We start from the raw sequence: 19,205 nt of genomic DNA, 5'->3' as shown, positions 1-19,205 counted from the left end.
TCGGATGAAAGCCGCGCGCCGTGACAAAGCGGATCCGTTAATAGCGACGTCACAACGGTATCGGGTCGTTAAGTCGCGTCGGCGCCAGTTTCAGATTGTTCGACATCGTCCGGCTGACCAGATGACTTTGCCGCCGCCTCCAATCCCGGCAGCGACCCATCTTCCACAAAAGCATTCAACAGAGCTTCCGAGAGTGCCGGACGGGGAATGATCTCCTCACCCGCAGTTGAGCCAAACAAGGCTCGCGCCGCTTCTGCCTTCGTCTTGAAGATATCGGCCCGCTCCTTCTCACTCATTTGTTCCAGCGGCGTCCAAGTCGTGTATATGGCGGGATCGCGCGCACCTGTGGCGGAGCGGATGAGGCATTCGTCGAGTCGGGACATCGCCGGCGTATAATCGAGCTCCTGGATAGCCTGGATCCGATCGTGATAATTCTTCATGTCGGCCGTCCCCGTCGCATTCATGCCCGCGGGCGATTGACCGAGCAATCGAGTGACCGGAATATCTGCCGCACCGGCAACGATCTGCAGGAAAGCCATCAGAATATCCGTGAGACCGGAGAGCGGCGCGCCCTTGCTGTCGTATTCCTCCTCAGCATCGAGGATCAGCGTGCCGTTGACCCCTTTGATCGTGTTTGCGAGGGCATAGCGGCGCAGCACCGCATCTTCATAGGCCTGATTGCCGATGTTGGCGGAAAACTGCGGAACCTTGATGATGTCGATCTTCGCCTCGAAGACGAGGCTGGCGATATTGGCCGCCGTGCTGTCGGCGTTCTTGATCGCATCGAAAGTCGCAGTGAGCACGCTTTCGCCCCAGGCGTGATTGTTCAATCCGCCAAATTCCTCACCGGGCGTCATGGCACCTTTGAAGATGACGAGCCGAGATGGATGAATGGTCACCTGCACCCCGCTGGCGCCGGTCAGCCTGTAGAATTTCGGCTTGCCGTACCATTCCGAGGCCGGATCGCTGTCGATGTCGCCGGCAGCCAGGTGGCGGCGTGTCAGCACGGTCAGGTGCTTGATACCCCCCTTCCCGATCCACTCCGCCTCGAGCGGCAATTCCGGATCGGCATCATCGGCACCGATGAAAAGAGCGGCACCGCCGAAGAGACGTGCCTTTGTCGACGCTTCCAGCACTTTGCCGCGTAAATTCAGCCGGCGTTCTTCAGCATCGATCAAGCCGATTTGATTGCCCGCCGCCTGCCAGCTCCGCCACTTCCGACAGCTATCCAGCGCCGGAATATCGACGATCTTGCGTGGCAGCCAGGAGCCGCGATAGGCCGCAACGATCTGCTCGTCCGTCAGGATCGGCTGCGTGTAGAAAACGGATGCCGCCTTGTCGCGTTCTGTGCCCATGCGGGATGCAAGGCTCACCAATCCGTCGCGAACCATCGAGAATACCTGCCCCATGGATTATCCTTTGATAGCAATGTGATGAAAGCCCGCACCAGCGGGCCTAGAAATTCGTAAAGCTGAAAGAGGAACTCAGCGCGAGCTCGTTCAGCGCATCCGCAAAGGCATCGACCTGATCGTCGAACTGCCCATTCGGAAAGGCGCACACTTCATCGAGAAATGCCTCGTTCCAGTCGCCGCGCAAAAGCTTGACGTTCCCTGCCTCCGCCTGCGCCGACGCCGGCTTGGCACGCGTCGCCTTATCACCGGTCGGAGATATGACTTTCACCGGAAAACCCGCGAGCAGTTTGACCTTGGTTTCCGCATCAGCCTTGCCAGCGGCACCTGGGTCCTGCGGTATCCGGATCGTCACCGTCGGCCCATCCTGTGATGCGACGTTCTTCAGATTGCGCTCCACCTCGGCAGGTGACCAGCGCCCTCGCGCAATGGTCTCGACATAGAAAGCACCGCCGACCAGAGCCATGCGCAAGCCAACAGTCCAATCAGGCTTTCGACCAGCACGCGCCTTCGAAGCGGCAAAATCCCACGCACGGCAACGTTTTGCGCCGGTCGGCACGGCCTCGACGATTTCAAAGTCGCCACGTTGAAACAGGCCGCCGGATCGCGGCGCTGGCCGCTGCTGGAACTGACCGGCGACGGCGTAGCTACCCAACGGTACCTTATCGCGCTCGACGACCACTCCAGGGAAACGCTCAGGAAAGAGCAGTTCGCCTTCCTCAGTCCTCGGATCGACAAATCCGATTGACGTCCGGCAACGGCGCTCCGGCTCAAATTCCATCGGTAGCATCAGATGCTCGTAACCCAGTCCAAGCCCCAGGATCGTGCCCGAAACATCGGCCTCATGCAGCCGTTGCATGACGACAACGATAGCCGAACGTTGCGGGTCGTTGAGCCGTGTCGGCACGGATTCACGAAACGTGCGCACCGTCGACAGCCGTTCCGCCTCGGATTCGGCGCCGTCGACCGAATGAGGGTCGTCGATAATCACCCGGTCGCCCCGACCGCCTGTCAGTCTTGAGAACGGCACACCTTGCCGCGAGCCCGTTCGAGCATTGGCAAATGCCATCTCTCCGGTTGTCGTCAGCTTGACCTGATCGCCCCAAAGCGCCTGATACCACTCCGAGGCGACAAGATCGCGCATGCGCCTGTTGTCACGCTTGGCATAGTGCTCGGAATAGGAGGCGCCGAGATAACGCATCTGCGGTTTACCCTTCGGCCCCCATTCCCAGGCCGGCCAGAAGACGCCGCAGAGCAGCGACTTCATCGTACCGGGCGGCACGTTGATCAGTAGCCGCGTGATCTCGCCCGAGGTGACGGCTTCGAGATGAAGACAGATCGCATCGATATGCCAACCATGGACATAACCAATCGAGGGCTCCACAACATGCCAAGCCTCTCTGACAAAGCCTGCCAAGGACTGGCAATTGGTGCGAATTCGTTCCGCATCAACCGCAATCTGCCGGGCGCGCGCTACACCATCACGCTCAGTCGTCCGTCTCGCCCTCTCCTCCCGGATCGCCGCCATCATCGTCGCCGGATCCGGCAAGCGGAGCGAAGAGGGTTTCGAGTATGGCAAGCTGCTCATCCGTGGCGTTTGTTAAGTCGATGGTGAGGCCTCGCCCCCCTTTGGCGCCGGCCGCAGCGCCGGTACGTTCGCTTGGCTTTTGATGAACGTAGGAGGCTGCGATCTTCGCCATTTCGTCGCGCCGCTTCTGATCCGCCTCATCGTCGCGCATCACTTTCAACATGTAGTCGAGCGGCGTGTCGCCTGCGGAGACTGACTTGTGCCGGCGCGCACGCGTCTTGCGCGGCACGACCGGCTTGTCGGCATTGGTCATGCTTGAAATTTCCGATGAACCTTGAAAGAAAAAAGCGGTTTAAGACATCGCTTGCGGTCAACAGTGCGTCGCTGCAACTGTTCTCATCATGCCAAAATGAATACCCTAATTCGGCGGGTTTGGCGACACCCCTCGCGGACGATGGCTCTGCAACGAATGAAGGCCTTGACGAGACTGGCGGTTAATCATCTGAAATTATTAGGAAATATTGTGATCGACCATCCGACGATTTGAGTTAGATTGTCGTCAGATCTCCCAACTGCGAGAAAGGTGGCACAAGGATGCGATGGAATGCCGGACGGCGCGGAACGCTCTGACTTCGGTCTGCGGAGATCTGCGCACACCGACTGTCCACGATGCCTTTGATGAAGAGCGAGCGAGAGAAGATATTGGAAGATGACCGAAAAAGTGTCGTGGACTTCAACCACGTTCGGCAGTTCATTGCCGACAACCTTCCCATTCTGCCGGTTCCCGGCATTCCTGAGATTCGGCTCCACAAGGCAGCACCGCATAGCGGCCTGCGCCGCCTTGCAGAGAAGGATCCACAATTCGGATCGCCCTATTGGGCGCATTATTGGGGAGGGGGCCTAGTCTTGGCTCGCCATCTTCTCGACAGGCCGGAAACTGTTGCGGGGCGCGATGTCGTCGACTTGGGCGCCGGTTCAGGGATCGTCGGCATCGCCGCGGCAAAAGCAGGCGCTGCGAAAGTGGACGCAGCCGATATCGATCCCTATGCCATCGCAGCGACCGGACTCAACGCAAAGCTGAATGACGTCGCCATCCAAACCGTCCTCGCCGATCTCACAATCGGCCGGCCTCCATCAGCAGACGTTATATGCGTCGGCGATCTGTTCTACGACGCAGCTCTTGCAAAAGGTGTTACGGAATTTCTGGATCGCTGCCTGGCATCAGGCATCACGGTTTTGATCGGTGACCCATGGCGTGCCCACCTGCCCGCATCGCGGCTCCGCCTTCTGGCTGAATATATCGTCCCGGATTTTGGCGTGAGCAGGAGAAACCCTGCGCGAGGCGGTGTTTTCGCGTTTGAAAGTGGTGAGCAATCGTAGAAAGGAGATTCAGATCGAAGCATAGCGGCAAGTGCGGGTTCGGACCGAACGATGTCGCTGCCATCTAGGCTTTCAACTTCGCGCGACGGCGGTTTGCGCGCTCCAGTCGCTTGGCAAGTTCAGCAAGCTCCGGGCTCGCCGCGTCGAATACAGGTCGGGCATCGTCCGGCAGCCAATGCGTTTCATGTTTGATCGCCGGTGGTTTAATCCGTTCCGAGCCGCTGGCCGAATTCGGCATCATCGGTGAAATGCGCGACCAGTCCGGTTCCTGCAATATCGGCGAAACAGCGAGAAGAATGCTGGCTATATTCTGAAATTCGCTCTGAATACGGCGTTCCGCCGTACGCCGCACGCGACCGGTTCGAGTGCAGAAATCCCGAAACGATCCGGCGACGAAGGGCGCCGCAAGGCAAACGGACCAATGTGAGAGCAGAATGCGCCGCTCTTCGTCGCGAACATGGATCCGCAACCAGCCCTGCAGGACTTCTTCGGCTCGGCTGATCGCAGCAGCGCTCGGACGATAGCGAATGCGGACATCCGCATGGTCCATCTGTTCGGGCAGAACCTCTGGCCAGAGCGTGCGCATCCTGTCCGGACGAACGCCACGAACGTCGAGATGGACCAACGTATCCGCCGCCTCAACGAAACGAGCGCGGATAATGAGGCTCAAATTGGCAATGTCAGCCGCTTTGCTGGAAAGACCGTCAAACTGCAAGGCGTGTCGATGCATCAAGTCGTCTCTCCAATTCCCAATAGATCAAGGTCCGCAACGTTGCGCGAACCGGCCATGGTCGCCGTGCCACAGCGTCCCCGCGCAACGAGGCAAGCGCGATGTCGTCGAAAGCACCGAGCAAATCGCTCGGACGTTGAAGCGCCCAATCCTGGCGTTGAGCGAGAACATCGGAAACCGCGCCAATCGTATCGGACCAAAGCTCATCCCGATTGTTGGCGGTCTGACGAATGCAGCGCAGCACGAAGATCAGATGACCGTCGCCATAGCGCCCGCGAATTTCCTGCATCGTCCCGCGCGCATGGCTCTCGGCCGGCGCGCGCCGACGATGAACCGGGACAAGCTTTATACCGAGACTATCGAGAAGAAGATCAAGTTTGCCTTTGCTCATTGACCCAATTGCCTCCTGTCACATGAAGTGTTCGCCGCTCCGTTGCGGGAAAGGGGATCACATCGCCGTCCCAGAGGTTCCGGCAGCAGAGTCGATCGATCTTGGCTTGAAGAAGGCTTCAGCTTTGGAGAGCGCTTCGACTTTGGCGCCGTCACGCAGCATCGGCGTATTGAGATAGGCGACCATAGCCTCCCCTGCGGCGGCCTTTGCAGCATCCTGTGTCGCAAAGATGATCGGCTCTCCTCGCCGGTCTCTGAGAATCTCGTTCGTCGCTCGGTGGACCTTGCGAATCCACCCAAGATAGCCGTCGGCCACGGTCTCGGTTCCAATTTGAAATTCATTCATGGCAAACTCCTCCGGCCGGCAAAGGCAAGCCGCTTGTTGGGTTTCTGTTTTGTTTTCTGAAGAGACGACACCTATTGCCGTCGGCGCTATTTTGTCTGGTGTACCGGCGTGTTCGGATGGCTGGTATTATCTCTGGCCGTTCGAAAGTGCATCTGGTCACTCTCCGGGGCGCCAGAATCCTCACCATCACGCCTGGATGCCAATCTCGAAACGACCCCCTTCATCTCAGCCAGCATCAAGCCGAGAAAAAGAGCAGCTCCGAGACATGCCAAAAAGCCCTCGAGCATCTCAATCATGCCGACCTCTCATCTCTGGACTGTGCTGTGGCAAACTCGGGGCCGAAGGTTTCCGTCGGATTCACGGTCGCATTGCAGCCCTCACAATGCAGCTCGATGACCTCGGCGATCGACAAGGTCCGATGGCAGATCGGGCAGCCCCAGAAATGATCGAAACCGCCTCCGTGGAAATTTGGTCTCCTGCTTCTCCTGTGCACACTCATGCTGCCACTCCTTCGAATTCCCATCTCCGCCGGACGCCGAGGAAGCCTCAATGCCGACGCCGCAGCGAAATTCATCGCCTGCGGCTTGATAAACACTAATTATGTTGATAAAGATGTTCGTGTCAACATGATTTATGTCGTTAAATTTGCAAAGGTCGAAAAATGCAAAGATCAATGGGCGAACGACTGAGAGCGGCGCGAGAAGCCGCAAATTATCCATCGGCAACGAAGGCAGCAGAAGCGCTGGGGGTGAGCCTTTCCACCTATCGCGCCCACGAGAACGGCCAGAACGAGTTCAGTGCCGAAATCGCCAATCGCTACGCCAAGAAATTCGGAACGACCGCCGGCTACCTGTTGACGGGAGAAGCATCGAATAAGACAGCCCACCCCGCTGTACGCATCGTCACATCCTTCGATCCTGACGAACTGGACAATGAAGGTTTTGCCGAAGACGGCGGAGAAAACAGCTATAGCAGGGAGCATTGGCAGCCACAGATCGCCGGCGCAACACCCGAGGTAGACGTCAAGCTCGGCGCCGGTAGCGGCGTCGTTGGAGAAGTCATCAATCTGCCCGTAGGCTCCGGAAACGTCACAGGACACAAGATCGTCGCGGAATGGCTTATTCCTACGGGCTATCTACGGAATGAAGCGAAGGCCTCGCCGAACCACACCATCATCATGGAAGTGATCGGCGACTCGATGCAGCCAACCTACATGCCCGGCGACCGGGTCATCGTCGACCTCTCGCAGAACCAGATGACGACCGATACCGTCTACGCCATCAGCGACGGCTACTCCGAACCACAGATCAAGCGGCTCCAGCGCGTGCCCTTCAGCCAGCCGGGCGAGGTCAAGATTATCTCGGACAATCCAGCGCTGGAGACATTCACAGTGGAGCTGGCGCGCCTGACGATCATAGGCCGCATCTGCGGACATATCGCCCGCAAGTAACAGCGCCATCCCCGGATCAGCCACGTGGGACATCTAATCTCCCTTGCGGGTAGAGATGTGGATGCCGCTGTGTTGAACATCTTTAATGTTTGCCTCAAAGTGAATAAACATAAATAATGTTGACATGAATTATGTTTGATGACAACCTGCTCTGTAGAGCCGATCGGCCCTGAAGGAATGGGTCCGAGCAAGTCTCAAAGGCCTGCGCGAAGTCAGCGAAACCCGAAGGAACGGCGGATAAGGACGCAAGAGGAGTAGACCGCCAATGCACGTAAGGATCGACGCTATTGCGGCAGACTTACCGGAGGCATCGAGCGCGGAGACGAAGCGATGACGATGCATGCCATGGCTTTTTCCTGCGAATATTCATTCGATGAACTCAGCATTCGCCTCTGCGATCGCTGGGAAAGCGGGCTGCTGCTCTACGGGTACGCGGAGCTGACCTCGGCAGGAGCCGACTATGAAGACGAGTTCTATGTCTCGGCAATCCGCCTGAATGGCGGCGCGCGACTGACAAGACCGAGTAGCCAAGCTATCGCCAGCAATTTCGAAGCCGAGTTGTTTCGGAGGATAGCGGCGGTCATCGAGGACGATAAAACCCATCCCGGTCGTCACGCCGCCGAGCTTTTTGCCGACGAATTGGAGCAGTTCAGGGAGACCGATTCCAATCACTCAGATAAAATGAAGCGGCAGCAACATCTCGAGGCCTCAGCCTGAGGCCGCCGCCCCTCCCCGGGATGAGATCGAAAGAAACGGAGGCAACAATCGCTATGGACATTGCCCGGCAGGAATTCGAGGAAATTCGCTCGCTCGAGGAGAAGCTGCATCGCCCGGAAATTCGCCAATCTCCCAATGCGGTCGCAGGGCTACTCGCCGAAGGCTTTGTCGAATTTGGCAGTTCGGGCACGATATATGACGATCGGGCAGAACTCATCGCGCTCCTGACCGAGGAAGAAACGGCGCAAACCTCGCCGCCTGTAATCGTGTGCAATTACGCTTTTCGATCCATCTCACCCGATGCCGTTCTGGTGACCTATCGGACCATTCGCACTACTGACGAGACAAGCGGGCAGCGGCACGTTTTGCGTAGTTCGATCTGGCAGCGGATCGATGGCCGCTGGCAGATGATATTTCATCAGGGCACGCCCATCACGCCACGCCCTTGAGGCGCAAGAGAAAAATCCGGGCAGCAATGCAATGCCGGCGGTGATCCGGTCGCGTTTAGTAATCGGGGCTCAGCGCGACCGCGAAGCGTTGCCACTGCCCTTCCCGTCGATGACCATTTCGGCCAGTCCAAGGCTGTCGGCCATTCTGATGAGGTCGGCGACGGAGTCTGCGTGCATTTTGCGCATGACCTGACCGCGATGAACCTTCACCGTGATCTCGCTCAAGCCGATCTCCGCTGCAATCTGCTTATTCAAAAGACCGCGCGCGACGAGAGCCATCACCTCGCGCTCACGCGGCGTCAACGAGGCAAAATGCTCATGAAGGTCGACTGCGGCAGCTTCCTTTCGAAGACGAGCGCGATCCAGTTCCAGCGCCTGCCGGATGGCATCAAGCAGATCCTGTTCGCGAAAGGGCTTGAGAAGAAATTCCACCGCACCAGCCTTCATCGCGCGCACGGACATGGGAACATCACCATGGCCTGTCAGAAAGATGATCGGCGTCAGATAGCCTGACCTTACGAGTTCGTCCTGAAAATCGAGACCGCTTGCATCCGGCATTCGGACGTCGAGGACAATGCAGGCCGGGCCGTTTGAACGAGGATGCTGCAGGAAATCCCGTGGCGAGGCAAAGCCGCGCGTATCATAACCGACGGAGCGCAGAAGGCTGTCGAGCCCGTCACGCACGGAAGGATCGTCATCGATCACGTAAACGGCTGGTCGCTGATCTTGCATGTTCTATCCCCTCGATTTTCCGTCCAGCGGCAGCGTGAAGCCGAATACTGTCCCGTGCGGAAAATTGGGTGCCGCATACACGGAGCCACCATGCGCCTCGATGATCGAACGACTGATGGCCAATCCCATTCCCATACCGTTTGGCTTGGTCGTGTAGAACGCCTCGAATATTCGATCGAGCCTGGCTGGCGCTATGCCGATGCCCGTGTCGCGCACGCTGACGGTAATCTTGCTTTCGGCGGCAGCAGCACTGACGAGCAACTCGCGCACATCGGCACTGACATCCGCCAGAGCCTCTATCGCATTCATGACGAAGTTGAGGATCACCTGCTGAAGCTGCACGCGGTCGCCGGCCACCAGCGGCAGGTCATTGGCGAGCTCCGTTCGAAGCAATATCTGATTCTTCCGGATTTCGCTGCGCACAAGCTCCAGCACGTTGTCAATCGCCTCGCCCAGATCGACCATGTCACGCGAAGGAGACGATCGCGAAACGAGCAACCGGACACGACCGATGACATCTCCCGCACGGCCAGCATCCGCTACGATCCGCTCGATAGCTCTTCGAGCCTCGTCGTGATCGGCGGGTGCGGCTGCCAGCCAACGAAGCGCAGCGTTGCCGTTCGCCGTAATCGCCGTGATCGGCTGGCTGACCTCGTGGGCAATGGAGGTGCCGAGTTCGCCGACGATCATCAGGCGTGACATCCGCGCGAGTTCGGACTGGGCTTCCCTTGCCCTTGCGTCGATCGTCTCGATCCTGATCGCCAGATAGGTTGTCGCACCGATGGCAACGATGCTCAGGGCACTGTTGATCAGGCCGGCCTGAGAGGCGCCGTGGCGCGTCAGAAAATAGCTCAGAATGGTAAGGGCGGCGCAGGCAATGCCGACAACGGCGATCGCGCCGGTTCGACCTGAGCGAACCGTTAGCAGGATCACCGAGACATAGAGAACTGCAAAAGCAATTTCCAAGTCCGTGACGGTGTCACCGATGAAAATAAGGCCGACGAGAACCGAGATACCGAACCAAAGCACGGGCATCTCGGAAAGATATTTCAGAAACTCGCGTCTCATGTCTCTCGTCCTTGCATCCTCGTCCCGGCACCTGCATGCGCGAATGGCAAACTGCCTCAGCCCAAGTCCGAAAACAACCGCAGCCTTTATAAACCTCGCCGGAGCGAGAGGCCTATTCGTCCGCAAGCCGGCAGCGTTGCCGAGCGAAACCGATAGTGACGCCGAACTCAAAAACGGTCCCCATGTTGGGTAAGATCTGATCAAGCCCCGCAGTCATGGTTGTCGGTTTCGGCATAGCGATTGAGGAGACGCCGGCCCTGGCGACGTCGGAGAATTGCAAGGCTCTTTCTGTTGAGCCATGCTGCCCGCCGAAGCAGCATGCGCGTCTGGTTCGCAGATAGGAAACCGCGAAAAAACAACCGTGTAGCCGATCGCATGAGTGCATGGGCGCCCCAAAGCAGCGCCAGCATGGCTAACAAACCGACGCGATCCTTGAAGCGTTCCGCTCTTGTTTGGGCGCCACGCTTTCCGCTGGGTTGGCGGAGCTTTCGCACATCGGACTTGTTTCGGTTGCTTCTACCGCGAGCCTCCAGGAAACGGCCAAGTTCTTCGTTGTCTCTGGGCATAGTGATCCGTCCCGCAGCCGGACAGGCCGCGCGAGCGCAAATCGCCTATGCTGGCGATCTGCCGGAAGCCCATGCGCTAAGTCCTGCCTTGGCTGCCTATCAAATTCCAAGGTTCAATTGGGTCGGTCGCCACCTCAGCCGGCAGCGTGCATCAACTCGGGTTCTCCAGCGTGAACAGATCCGCACTCTCGTCATAGGCGAAGTATTCGGCGTAGCGAGCCCAGTTTGTCACGGCCTTGATGGTTGTGTCGGCGTAGTCTTCGGACATGTAGTCTTCCAGCTCGTCGCGGAACCGCCGCGCCGGCGCGCGGTGGGTCGGCCGCTCGTCGAGCACGCGGCGAATATGCGCAGCAAGCGGCACGTAGGTAGCCAGATGCTGCTCGAAGAGCTTCTTGCGCTCGTCGACATCGCTGTCGGAGAAGCGCAGGCCAGGTGCGGTCAACTTGATGTCGCCCCCTTCCAGATCGGCAAAGCGCAGAAGCTGCAGCGTTTCGGCGACGGGGAAGAGATCGTCGATGCCAAGATGCAGCTGTGTCGCCAGCGGCGGCAGGTCAGCCTGACCACGATAAGGCTCCGCGGCCAGCGTCTCAATCAGACCGGACATCAGATTGGTCGACACCCGCGGCAGCTCCATGGCGATACCGGTCCCGGGGAACAGACCCTCGCGCGATGGCGCACCGCTCTTGACCGTCATCCGGGCATAGATGTCCTCGACCAGCATGCGGAACGCCGGGTCGAGGCGGTTGCGCGGCTGCGGCAGATCCACCTTGATTTCGGCGATGACTCGACCGGGATTCGATCCGAAGATCAGAATGCGGTCGCACATCAGGACGGCCTCCTCGATGTTATGCGTCACCATCAGAACGGACTCGATCGGCATACGGCCTTCGCACCACAGGTCGAGAAGGTCGGTGCGCAATGTTTCGGCGGTCAGGACGTCGAGCGCGGAAAAGGGCTCGTCCATCAGCAGGACCTTCGGGCGGACGACGAGCGCACGGGCAAGGCCGACACGCTGACGCATGCCGCCCGAGAGTTCCTTTGGATAGGCACTTTCGAAGCCGTCGAGGCCGATCAGGTCGATGGCGGCAAGCGCGCGCTTACGACGCTCCGATGAAGCGACACCCTGAGCCTCGAGACCGAGTTCGACATTTTGCAGAACCGTCAGCCACGGAAACAGAGCGAAGCTCTGGAAGACGACGGCAACATCGGAATTGGGGCCAACTACCGGCCGGCCGGCAAAGGTGATCTCACCCTTGCTCGGGCGGATCAGGCCGGCAATCGCACGCAGCAACGTGGACTTGCCGGAACCGGAACGGCCGAGCAAACCGACGATTTCGTTGGGATGGAGCTGAAGGTCGACATTATCGAGGACCACGAGCGAGCCCGAGCTCCCCTTGTCATAAGTCTGGCAAACCTGCTTGGCCAGCACCAGCGGCGCAGCTTTTACAATTTCGGCCTTCTTGGAGACGACAGCGTTTTCCATGTTCATTTCTCCGATCTTTGATTAGAGCATGATGCCGAAAAGTGTGTGCGGTTTTCGGACGACATCATGCTCTACTTCTTTGATTCTAGGGCGGATTCAGATTTTAGGTCGACCGGACCTAAAATCATCCGGCTCTAGTCGAGACGCAGGCGACGTTCAGCGAAAACGTAGAGCGGCCGCCAGAGCGTTCTGTTGAAGAGCGTGACGAAGATCGACATGACGACGATCCCGAGGATGACCCGCGGAAAATCTCCGGCTGCCGTCGCCTTCGCGATGTAGGAGCCCAACCCAAAGGCTTCGAGCTTGGTGTCGCCCCAGCTTGCCAGCTCGGCGACGATGCTTGCATTCCATGAGCCGCCGGAAGCCGTCAGTGCTCCCGTGACGTAATAGGGGAAGATCCCCGGCAGGATCGCACGGCGCCACCAGGTCCACGAACGCAGCCTGTAGACAGCGGATGCCTCGCGCAGATCGGTGGGGAAAGCGCTCGCCCCGGCGATCACGTTGAAGAGGATGTACCACTGTGTGCCCAGCACCATCAGCGGCGACAGCCAGATATTGGGGCTGGCCCCCGTCGCGACGATTGCGATCACCGCCACCGGGAAGAGCACGTTCGCTGGAAACGCAGCCAGGAACTGCGCGATGGGTTGCACCCGCTCCGCAACGGCGGGCCGGAGACCGATCCAGACACCGAGCGGAACCCAGATTACGCTCGCGACCGCAATCAGAACGGCGACTCGGATGAGCGTGACGAACCCGCCGGCAAAGGCGATCCGGACATCACCCCACGACAGCGTCTGGCTGAGGTAAGAAACGATGTCCCAGATGCTCCAGGCGCCAATGGCGGCAATCAGAGCAAACCAGGCGTAATCGATGACCCGGCTGACGACCTGCCGCTCGCCCTGCTTGATGGTGATCGCCTTCGACGCGGGGCGCAGCCGCAGCAGAAACAGCGCGTTCCATACGGTGGTAAATGGCGCAGTCACATACTTCAGAAGACGCGTGCGGCGGATCAGCGAATAGACCCAGGAACGCGGCTTCTGCTGGCCGGCGGTCTGCTCGAAACGGAACTTATCGGCCCAGGCGACGATCGGCCGGAAGAGCAGCTGATCGTAGAGCAGGATCACGATACCCATGGCAAGCACGGCCCAGCCGACGGCAACGAAGTTCTGCTTGTCGATCGCAACGGCGAGCCAGGAGCCAAGCCCCGGAAGCTGCACGGTGGTGTCACCCACAGTAATCGCCTCCGAAGCGACAACGAAAAACCAGCCGCCGGACATCGACATCATCGTATTCCAGACGAGCCCCGGCGCGGCGAAAGGTGCTTCCAGCCGCCAGAAGCGTTGCCAGGCGGAAAGGCCGAACCCACGGCTCACTTCATCAAGATCGCGCGGCACCGTCCGCAGTGACTGATAAAAGGAGAAGGCCATGTTCCATGCCTGGCTAGTGAAGATGGCGAAGATCGACGCGCACTCGGCCCCCATCTGGCTTCCGGGAAAGAGGCCCATGAAGAACGTGACGGTGAAGGTCAGGAAGCCAAGCACCGGCACGGACTGCAGGATGTCGAGAGCGGGAATGATGATCTTTTCAGCGCGGCGGCTCTTTGCAGCAAGCGTTGCGACCAGGAAGGTGAAGATGAGCGAGGCGACGATTGCCGCCATCATGCGCAATGTCGTGCGCAGCGCATATTCTGGCAAATAGGCCGGATCCAGCGAAATCGACCCCGTGGAAAGCCCGGATAGCGGCGCACGCATCTCTCCGACCCCATGAAGGGTCAGGTAGGCTGCGGCAGCGATGAAGGCGAAGGCGGCAAAATCATAGCCGTTTGGCAAGATACGTGCACCGGCCAACGCGGCTACGGCGCTACGCTCGCGTCGATCATTGGCGAGGAAAACCATGTATAACCCCTTGAAATCAGGATGTTACCAATGTGCGCCCCGCGGAGCGCCGCATTTGTGAGGCGGCGGGGCGCTTGCTTGGAGAAAAGGGCTAGGCCGCCCGACGACTATGATCCTCATCGGAGCCGGCGGCTCCTTCGGTCGTCCAAAAGCACTCCTGCTTCCCGGTCTGAGAATTGGTGTGCCAGACGGCGATCAGGCGTGGACGCGGAAGGGACGCGACCTGAACGACCGGCGCAAACGCTGCGGCGTTGAAAGTGCGCGCGGCGGAAAACTTGGTGGCGAATCTGCGTTCGCGGAAGAGAATGATGTTGTTCATGGCTCACTCCTTGGTCTGCGTCTCGGCAGATCCTTGGGCAAGCCGGAAAGGACGAACTAAGCCCTACCGTCGCCTGCCCGGCGGTTGCCGGCAGCGTTACAGGTTATTGCAATGACTGTCCGGATTCGGGCCAAGGCCGCGGCCGGACAGCGGTTAGGGTAACTGTCCATTTGCTTCTTGATTTGTTGTTTCGTTCGCCGGCACGTCGTGTCGCGCAGGCAAGGCCCTCTTGTCACACCCCCTGAGAAGGGTCAATCAAGCGATGGTGCAGGGCAACTATACCAAGGTATAGGTTCAGGAATTCGGCGACGAACGCGCCCGGTCGGTTGTGGCAAAAATCCCGACTTGGGAAGAGCTTATCAAGCTTCCGGCGCTCGGACCCCTCGCCGCACGGGACACGGGAAATATCTCCCGTTGGACACCTCGCCTTCGCAATAGAACAGGGTTTATCGGCAAAGCCTCGGCCTCCCGGCTCTATAACATAGTAGATTGAGAAATCCGCTTTCATTGCCGGCAGAGGCTGATCGAGCTCGATACCAAAACCTCGCCCCTTCAATCCGGATAACAGTCAGAATTCAACGATTGAAAGAGTCCCGTGCGGCCCCGATGGTCCAGCCCTGCGCTTCACTTTGAGAAGCGAAGCGGCCTCCACTCCAGTATTCATGCGAATTTTGTGGGCGCAGCTGATGCGTCATGCAACAGTTTCTTTCAAAATGAAGCATGATAAGCCATAGGTTGAATTTAAGCGTGCATACCGGAAGAAATATAGGATAGCTTCTACCTGCCGTATCGGACTCAATCTGTTCAGAAGGCACCGGAATTCCAAAAGAAGGCGGCTATTACACACGAAAATAAATATAGAAGGCGCGATGCAATTTTCACTCAGAACATTCGGACAGCTCGTTCTTCTCGACGGTGAAGGACAGGACGTGGCATTTCCGGAAAAAGCCCTCCTGATACTTGCCTATCTATTGGCAACCGGCAGCCAATACAGCAGCAGAGCTACCATAGCGCGATTTCTGTGGGGCGACGATGACGTTGCCAACTCTCTGACGAATCTGCGCAAATTGATATCCCGCATCAAGAGCAGGCAAGCGAACCTGGGTGTTGAATTCCTAGGATTCGACGACACTGATATTCACCTGATCACACGCTCGCTGGCCACTGACATCGCTTCCATCTCTGCAGCGACAACACGGCCCTTGCTCGAGAATCTTGCCATCCTCGCGCAGAACATACGCTCGAAGTTCCTTGCAAAAGCAAATTGCCAGAGCCGGATTTTCGTTGATTGGCGTGAAAGCGAAAGGAAGAGGTATCTGGTGCTTTTGAAGGAAATGCTGGATGAGGCTACGCATCTTCCTGCCGCAACCAGGGGTGTTGCTCTGGTCAAAGAGGCGGCACTCGTTCTTTTCGAAGCCGATCCGCGGAACGAAGACATCCATCCCGTTTTGCTCAGAGCATTCGAAGCCGACGGCGGACTTGAACAGCTTAAATACCTGTTCGAGCAGCGCAAAACTCGCATGCCCGGCCGGGCGACGCCTGCGCCGGCGTCGCCGTACAGGGTCACGCCGATCGCTGCGAACAGTCCGCCCAACGACGCTGCCGCAGAATATGCCTCACCCACACACTCCATCTTGCGCATACCGCGCGTTGCTCTGCTGCCTCCCGGCAATGACAGCATCAATGCTGCGGCGGCAATGGTGGCGTCCTCTTTGATCGAGGACATCACCCTCGGTTTTTGCACCTTGCATAGCCTAAGAGTCATCGCTCCCTACTCCGCCATGCACATGAGCCGGCAGAGCGAAAATCGGCATGCGCTCCTCCGGCGCTACGACATCGACTATGTTCTCGATACGCGCCTGAGCGGGTCGGGCAACGATCTCTCCCTGTTTGCACAGCTCATCCATCTGCCGGACAGCGAGGTCGTGTGGGCCAACCACTTCGCCTTCGGCAATCTGGACCTGGCTCGTAATAAGCGGGATATTTCACGCCACATCGTTCTCAAGGTTGCCGGGCACGTCGAGCATCATGAGCTGGCGCGCGCTTATTTCGGGAAAAATCCAGCCGCCTATCACCAATACCTTGTCGGCCAGCAATATCTCCATCGCTTGACAGTGCCGAACATGCATCGCGCCCGCGCGCAGATGAACACTGCTTTGCGCGAGAGCAACGATTTCGCCCCCGCGCTCAGCTCAGTCGCCCGCACCTATTCCAAGGAATGGTTGCTGACGGCCCGCGGAGATACCGATCTGCTGAAATCGGCGCAGGCTTACGCGACACAGGCCATCGCGCTTCGCAGCGATCTCGCCGATGGCTATCGCGAGCTCGGCGTCGCCAAGCTATTCCAGGGATCGATCGAGGAGAGCATCGAAGCGCTGGAATTAGCGGAAACGCTCAGTCCGCACCATGCGGACCTCATCGCCGATCACGCCGATACGCTGGTTCACGCCTCGCAGCCAGTGTTGGCATTGCAGAAGATTCAGCAGGCCATGGAGCTCAATCCCATCAATCCGGATTCCTACATATGGATCGCAGCCGGGGCGCATTACGCGCTCGGCCAATTCCAAACCTCGCTCGACTGCATCAACCAGATGGTTGATCCCAGTCTCGCGGATCGGCTTTCGGCTGCCAACTTGGCGATGCTTGGCCACGCGGACGAGGCACGCGCCACGGTACGCAGGATCCACGAGACCAACCCCGGCTTCGATATCGACCGATGGCTGTCCGTCATTCCCTTCAAGGAACAGTGGCACAAGGATCTCTATCGCGAAGGTTTGAAGAAGGCTGGTTTCTGAGACCATTTATGCGAGCGCCAATCCGGCAAACGCCGGCGCCACATGATTGGATCTCGCTGACAACCAAGAAGAGAATGGTGGGCCCGGAGGGACTCGAACCCCCAACCAAGCGGTTATGAGCCGCCGGCTCTAACCATTGAGCTACAGGCCCGGCACGAGAAAAATCCCCGCACTCGCGACTCCGAAGCAATGGTTCCCCGGAAGCCGACTTGGCTCTAACTCAATTTCTCTTTTCCGACAAGGGACTGCCGTAATACGTTCACAATCAATCCGCAAAAGCGAACCCGAGGGATTATCAACCAAGGAACGAACCATGCTACTGACGAAAACCAGAGATTTTGCTCTTGCCGCCCTTGTCAGCACGACATTCTTCATGCCCGCGGCTGCCGCCTTCGCCGAAGATGCCAAGCCGCGCGAAGCCGTTATCACGGTCACCGGGGAGGGGCATGCAACGGTTGCACCCGATATGGCTGTGGTAACGCTCGCAGTCGTTCAGCAGGCAAAGACGGCCCAGGATGCACTCGACCAGAACAATAAGGCCATGGGCGCAGTTCTGGCGACGCTGAAGGAAAACGGTATCGCGGAACGCGATCTGCAGACCTCGGGTTTCTCCGTCCAGCCGCAATATATCTACCCGAATGATAAGGATGGCCACACGCAGCCTCCGGTATTGAACGGCTATCAAGTGACGAACGGCCTCACCGTTCGCGTGCGGGACCTCACCAAGCTCGGTGGATTGCTCGACCAGGCGATCAAGCTCGGCGTCAACCAGGGCGGCGATATCCAGTTCACCAATGACAAGCAGGACGCGGTTCTTGCCGAAGCGCGTAAGAATGCTGTCGCCGACGCTGCCACCAAGGCGAAGACCCTTACGGAGGCCGCCGGTGTCAAGCTCGGTCGCATCGTCTCGATCCATGAGGGCGGTGTTGCGGCCCCGCCGCAGCCCTACATGCGCGCTATGGCCGCGTCAGCACCAATGGACAAGGCCGTCCCGGTCGCCACGGGTGAGAACGAATACAACGCATCGGTGAGCATCACCTACTCGATCCAGCAGTAAGCATAGCATCGAAATGCTGGAGCGCATTGCGAGCCTGAAGGCTCACGATGCGCTCCAAGCAATTCGAGGAAAGCCGCGCTGCCGCTTTCCGTTCGAAATCGAGTGGAGGCCATGGGCTGAAGCGGCGCTTGGCTCTCTTGAAGAGCGAGTTGCTCCAAAAAACAAAACCGCCCTTCGCTCAGACACCGATTGAGGTCGAGCAAAGGGCGGTTCCGCGGCCCCCGCCAATAAGGCGAAAAGGTCAGGCAATGAAGAGCGGATGCCTTGGGCGCCCGCAATCCCTATCAGCGGCCAAGCAGCGGGCAGCCGCGAACATTTGCAAACATCATCGTATCCGGACCACGGCGACCGAAGCCATCAACGATGACGCGGCGCGGCGTCACATCCACGACACGGGCGCGGCGCAGACCGTAGCTGCGCGCAACATCCAGCGCATCGCGCGGATCGCAGCCGCGACGATCGTAACCACGACGGTCGTAGCGCGGCGGCGGCGGACGGTCATAGTCCGGCGGTGGCGGACGATGACGGCCAGGGCCGACATAGATGTCCAAATTCTGGGCGGAAGCAAAATTCGCCGTGCCGGACAGCGCAGTAACTGCGATGGCGGCGGCGACCCCCAACTTTGCCAGCAATTGTTTCATTCTGTTCTCCATAGTGCAAAAGGCTTCTCTCATACCAGCAAGATGCATTGAGCGAGTGCCCGAGAGGTAAAGGCGAGATATTGAACGGATTCAGAATCAGCCATTCATCTAGGCGGCGTGGACAAATTTGCGTTTAACGTCGACCATGGTGTGAAGCGCTGGGGATCAAAGTATGGCCGTTGATTGGGATCAGATCGGAACGCTGAGCAACACTGTCGGCGGCTACGACATTCGAACCGATCCGCTATGG

Annotated in this window: 18 protein-coding genes and 1 tRNA gene; 6 read left to right on the top strand and 13 right to left on the bottom strand. The window is 58.7% G+C overall.

Annotated elements, in window-relative coordinates; translation table 11 throughout:
• Positions 1-68: 68 nt before the first annotated feature.
• Genes GGD46_RS10445 through GGD46_RS10435 form a run of 3 tightly spaced genes read right to left on the bottom strand, consistent with a single transcriptional unit; the run spans position 69 to position 3,250 of the window.
• Complete coding sequence (locus GGD46_RS10445; protein WP_184703704.1) at positions 69-1,409, bottom strand: DUF1073 domain-containing protein; 1,341 nt, start codon at positions 1,407-1,409, stop codon at positions 69-71.
• 46 nt (positions 1,410-1,455) lie between these two features.
• Positions 1,456-2,940, bottom strand: a complete 1,485-nt coding sequence (terL, locus tag GGD46_RS10440; protein ID WP_184703703.1) for a phage terminase large subunit — start codon at positions 2,938-2,940, stop codon at positions 1,456-1,458.
• Positions 2,897-3,250 (bottom strand): hypothetical protein, encoded by a 354-nt coding sequence (locus GGD46_RS10435; protein ID WP_184703702.1) that lies wholly within the window; start codon positions 3,248-3,250, stop codon positions 2,897-2,899. Before GGD46_RS10435 ends, terL begins: the two co-directional genes overlap by 44 nt.
• Before the next feature lie 365 nt (positions 3,251-3,615).
• Between GGD46_RS10435 and GGD46_RS10430 the strand changes: the two genes are divergently transcribed.
• The gene (locus GGD46_RS10430; RefSeq protein ID WP_184703701.1) at positions 3,616-4,317 is read left to right on the top strand and encodes a methyltransferase; all 702 of its coding nucleotides are present in this window, start codon (positions 3,616-3,618) and stop codon (positions 4,315-4,317) included.
• Positions 4,318-4,381: 64 nt separating this feature from the next.
• On the opposite strand, the gene GGD46_RS10425 is transcribed toward GGD46_RS10430, so the two are convergent.
• From GGD46_RS10425 to GGD46_RS10415, 3 genes are read right to left on the bottom strand one after another with little or no spacing between them, the layout of a single operon-like run.
• On the bottom strand, positions 4,382-5,047 hold the full coding sequence (locus GGD46_RS10425; RefSeq protein ID WP_184703700.1) for a DUF6362 family protein: 666 nt from the start codon (positions 5,045-5,047) through the stop codon (positions 4,382-4,384).
• A complete protein-coding gene (locus GGD46_RS10420) occupies positions 5,022-5,438 on the bottom strand; it encodes a hypothetical protein (protein ID WP_184703699.1) in 417 nt (138 codons plus the stop codon). Before GGD46_RS10420 ends, GGD46_RS10425 begins: the two co-directional genes overlap by 26 nt.
• A 57-nt stretch (positions 5,439-5,495) precedes the next feature.
• Positions 5,496-5,783: a hypothetical protein gene (locus tag GGD46_RS10415; RefSeq protein ID WP_184703698.1), complete on the bottom strand. Its 288-nt coding sequence runs from the start codon at positions 5,781-5,783 to the stop codon at positions 5,496-5,498.
• A 661-nt stretch (positions 5,784-6,444) separates the two neighbouring features.
• Here GGD46_RS10415 and GGD46_RS10410 point away from each other — a divergent pair.
• From GGD46_RS10410 to GGD46_RS10400, 3 genes are all read left to right on the top strand, one after another.
• On the top strand, positions 6,445-7,233 hold the full coding sequence (locus GGD46_RS10410; RefSeq protein ID WP_184703697.1) for a LexA family transcriptional regulator: 789 nt from the start codon (positions 6,445-6,447) through the stop codon (positions 7,231-7,233).
• 330 nt (positions 7,234-7,563) lie between these two features.
• Entirely contained in the window at positions 7,564-7,950 is a 387-nt protein-coding gene (locus GGD46_RS10405) for a hypothetical protein (RefSeq protein ID WP_184703696.1), read from the top strand.
• Between the two features lie 53 nt (positions 7,951-8,003).
• On the top strand, positions 8,004-8,399 hold the full coding sequence (locus GGD46_RS10400) for a DUF4440 domain-containing protein (protein ID WP_184703695.1): 396 nt from the start codon (positions 8,004-8,006) through the stop codon (positions 8,397-8,399).
• Between the two features lie 69 nt (positions 8,400-8,468).
• Here the strand turns inward: GGD46_RS10400 and GGD46_RS10395 are convergent, their stop codons facing one another.
• From GGD46_RS10395 to GGD46_RS10375, 5 genes are all read right to left on the bottom strand, one after another.
• Complete coding sequence (locus GGD46_RS10395) at positions 8,469-9,131, bottom strand: response regulator transcription factor (protein ID WP_184703694.1); 663 nt, start codon at positions 9,129-9,131, stop codon at positions 8,469-8,471.
• Positions 9,132-9,134: 3 nt separating this feature from the next.
• Positions 9,135-10,199, bottom strand: a complete 1,065-nt coding sequence (locus tag GGD46_RS10390) for a sensor histidine kinase (protein WP_184703693.1) — start codon at positions 10,197-10,199, stop codon at positions 9,135-9,137.
• Positions 10,200-10,916: 717 nt separating this feature from the next.
• Positions 10,917-12,248, bottom strand: coding sequence for an AAA-associated domain-containing protein (locus tag GGD46_RS10385; RefSeq protein ID WP_184703692.1), 1,332 nt, complete (start codon positions 12,246-12,248; stop codon positions 10,917-10,919).
• 134 nt (positions 12,249-12,382) lie between these two features.
• The gene (locus GGD46_RS10380; protein WP_184703691.1) at positions 12,383-14,143 is read right to left on the bottom strand and encodes an ABC transporter permease subunit; all 1,761 of its coding nucleotides are present in this window, start codon (positions 14,141-14,143) and stop codon (positions 12,383-12,385) included.
• A 91-nt stretch (positions 14,144-14,234) separates the two neighbouring features.
• A complete protein-coding gene (locus tag GGD46_RS10375) occupies positions 14,235-14,462 on the bottom strand; it encodes a hypothetical protein (RefSeq protein ID WP_184703690.1) in 228 nt (75 codons plus the stop codon).
• An 869-nt stretch (positions 14,463-15,331) separates the two neighbouring features.
• Here GGD46_RS10375 and GGD46_RS10370 point away from each other — a divergent pair.
• The gene (locus GGD46_RS10370; protein ID WP_184703689.1) at positions 15,332-17,257 is read left to right on the top strand and encodes a hypothetical protein; all 1,926 of its coding nucleotides are present in this window, start codon (positions 15,332-15,334) and stop codon (positions 17,255-17,257) included.
• A 75-nt stretch (positions 17,258-17,332) separates the two neighbouring features.
• Here GGD46_RS10370 and GGD46_RS10365 read toward each other — a convergent pair.
• Positions 17,333-17,408, bottom strand: a tRNA-Ile gene (locus GGD46_RS10365).
• Positions 17,409-17,570: 162 nt separating this feature from the next.
• Between GGD46_RS10365 and GGD46_RS10360 the strand changes: the two genes are divergently transcribed.
• Positions 17,571-18,314, top strand: a complete 744-nt coding sequence (locus tag GGD46_RS10360; protein ID WP_184703688.1) for an SIMPL domain-containing protein — start codon at positions 17,571-17,573, stop codon at positions 18,312-18,314.
• Between the two features lie 284 nt (positions 18,315-18,598).
• On the opposite strand, the gene GGD46_RS10355 is transcribed toward GGD46_RS10360, so the two are convergent.
• Complete coding sequence (locus tag GGD46_RS10355; protein ID WP_184703687.1) at positions 18,599-18,955, bottom strand: hypothetical protein; 357 nt, start codon at positions 18,953-18,955, stop codon at positions 18,599-18,601.
• Between the last annotated feature and the right edge of the window lie 250 nt (positions 18,956-19,205).

It is taken from the genome of Martinezella lusitana, assembly GCF_014207095.1.
Lineage (GTDB): Bacteria > Pseudomonadota > Alphaproteobacteria > Rhizobiales > Rhizobiaceae > Rhizobium > Rhizobium lusitanum_B.
Note: the sequence above shows the minus strand (reverse complement) of the source record. Positions and strands in the feature narration are given on the sequence as shown.

Coding starts and splice junctions, on each gene's coding strand:
- GGD46_RS10445 (WP_184703704.1), bottom strand. CDS start 1,409: ATGGGGCAGGTATTCTCGATGGTTCGCGACGGATTGGTGAGCCTTGCA.
- terL (WP_184703703.1), bottom strand. CDS start 2,940: ATGATGGCGGCGATCCGGGAGGAGAGGGCGAGACGGACGACTGAGCGT.
- GGD46_RS10435 (WP_184703702.1), bottom strand. CDS start 3,250: ATGACCAATGCCGACAAGCCGGTCGTGCCGCGCAAGACGCGTGCGCGC.
- GGD46_RS10430 (WP_184703701.1), top strand. CDS start 3,616: ATGAAGAGCGAGCGAGAGAAGATATTGGAAGATGACCGAAAAAGTGTC.
- GGD46_RS10425 (WP_184703700.1), bottom strand. CDS start 5,047: ATGCATCGACACGCCTTGCAGTTTGACGGTCTTTCCAGCAAAGCGGCT.
- GGD46_RS10420 (WP_184703699.1), bottom strand. CDS start 5,438: ATGAGCAAAGGCAAACTTGATCTTCTTCTCGATAGTCTCGGTATAAAG.
- GGD46_RS10415 (WP_184703698.1), bottom strand. CDS start 5,783: ATGAATGAATTTCAAATTGGAACCGAGACCGTGGCCGACGGCTATCTT.
- GGD46_RS10410 (WP_184703697.1), top strand. CDS start 6,445: ATGCAAAGATCAATGGGCGAACGACTGAGAGCGGCGCGAGAAGCCGCA.
- GGD46_RS10405 (WP_184703696.1), top strand. CDS start 7,564: ATGACGATGCATGCCATGGCTTTTTCCTGCGAATATTCATTCGATGAA.
- GGD46_RS10400 (WP_184703695.1), top strand. CDS start 8,004: ATGGACATTGCCCGGCAGGAATTCGAGGAAATTCGCTCGCTCGAGGAG.
- GGD46_RS10395 (WP_184703694.1), bottom strand. CDS start 9,131: ATGCAAGATCAGCGACCAGCCGTTTACGTGATCGATGACGATCCTTCC.
- GGD46_RS10390 (WP_184703693.1), bottom strand. CDS start 10,199: ATGAGACGCGAGTTTCTGAAATATCTTTCCGAGATGCCCGTGCTTTGG.
- GGD46_RS10385 (WP_184703692.1), bottom strand. CDS start 12,248: ATGGAAAACGCTGTCGTCTCCAAGAAGGCCGAAATTGTAAAAGCTGCG.
- GGD46_RS10380 (WP_184703691.1), bottom strand. CDS start 14,143: ATGGTTTTCCTCGCCAATGATCGACGCGAGCGTAGCGCCGTAGCCGCG.
- GGD46_RS10375 (WP_184703690.1), bottom strand. CDS start 14,462: ATGAACAACATCATTCTCTTCCGCGAACGCAGATTCGCCACCAAGTTT.
- GGD46_RS10370 (WP_184703689.1), top strand. CDS start 15,332: ATGCAATTTTCACTCAGAACATTCGGACAGCTCGTTCTTCTCGACGGT.
- GGD46_RS10360 (WP_184703688.1), top strand. CDS start 17,571: ATGCTACTGACGAAAACCAGAGATTTTGCTCTTGCCGCCCTTGTCAGC.
- GGD46_RS10355 (WP_184703687.1), bottom strand. CDS start 18,955: ATGAAACAATTGCTGGCAAAGTTGGGGGTCGCCGCCGCCATCGCAGTT.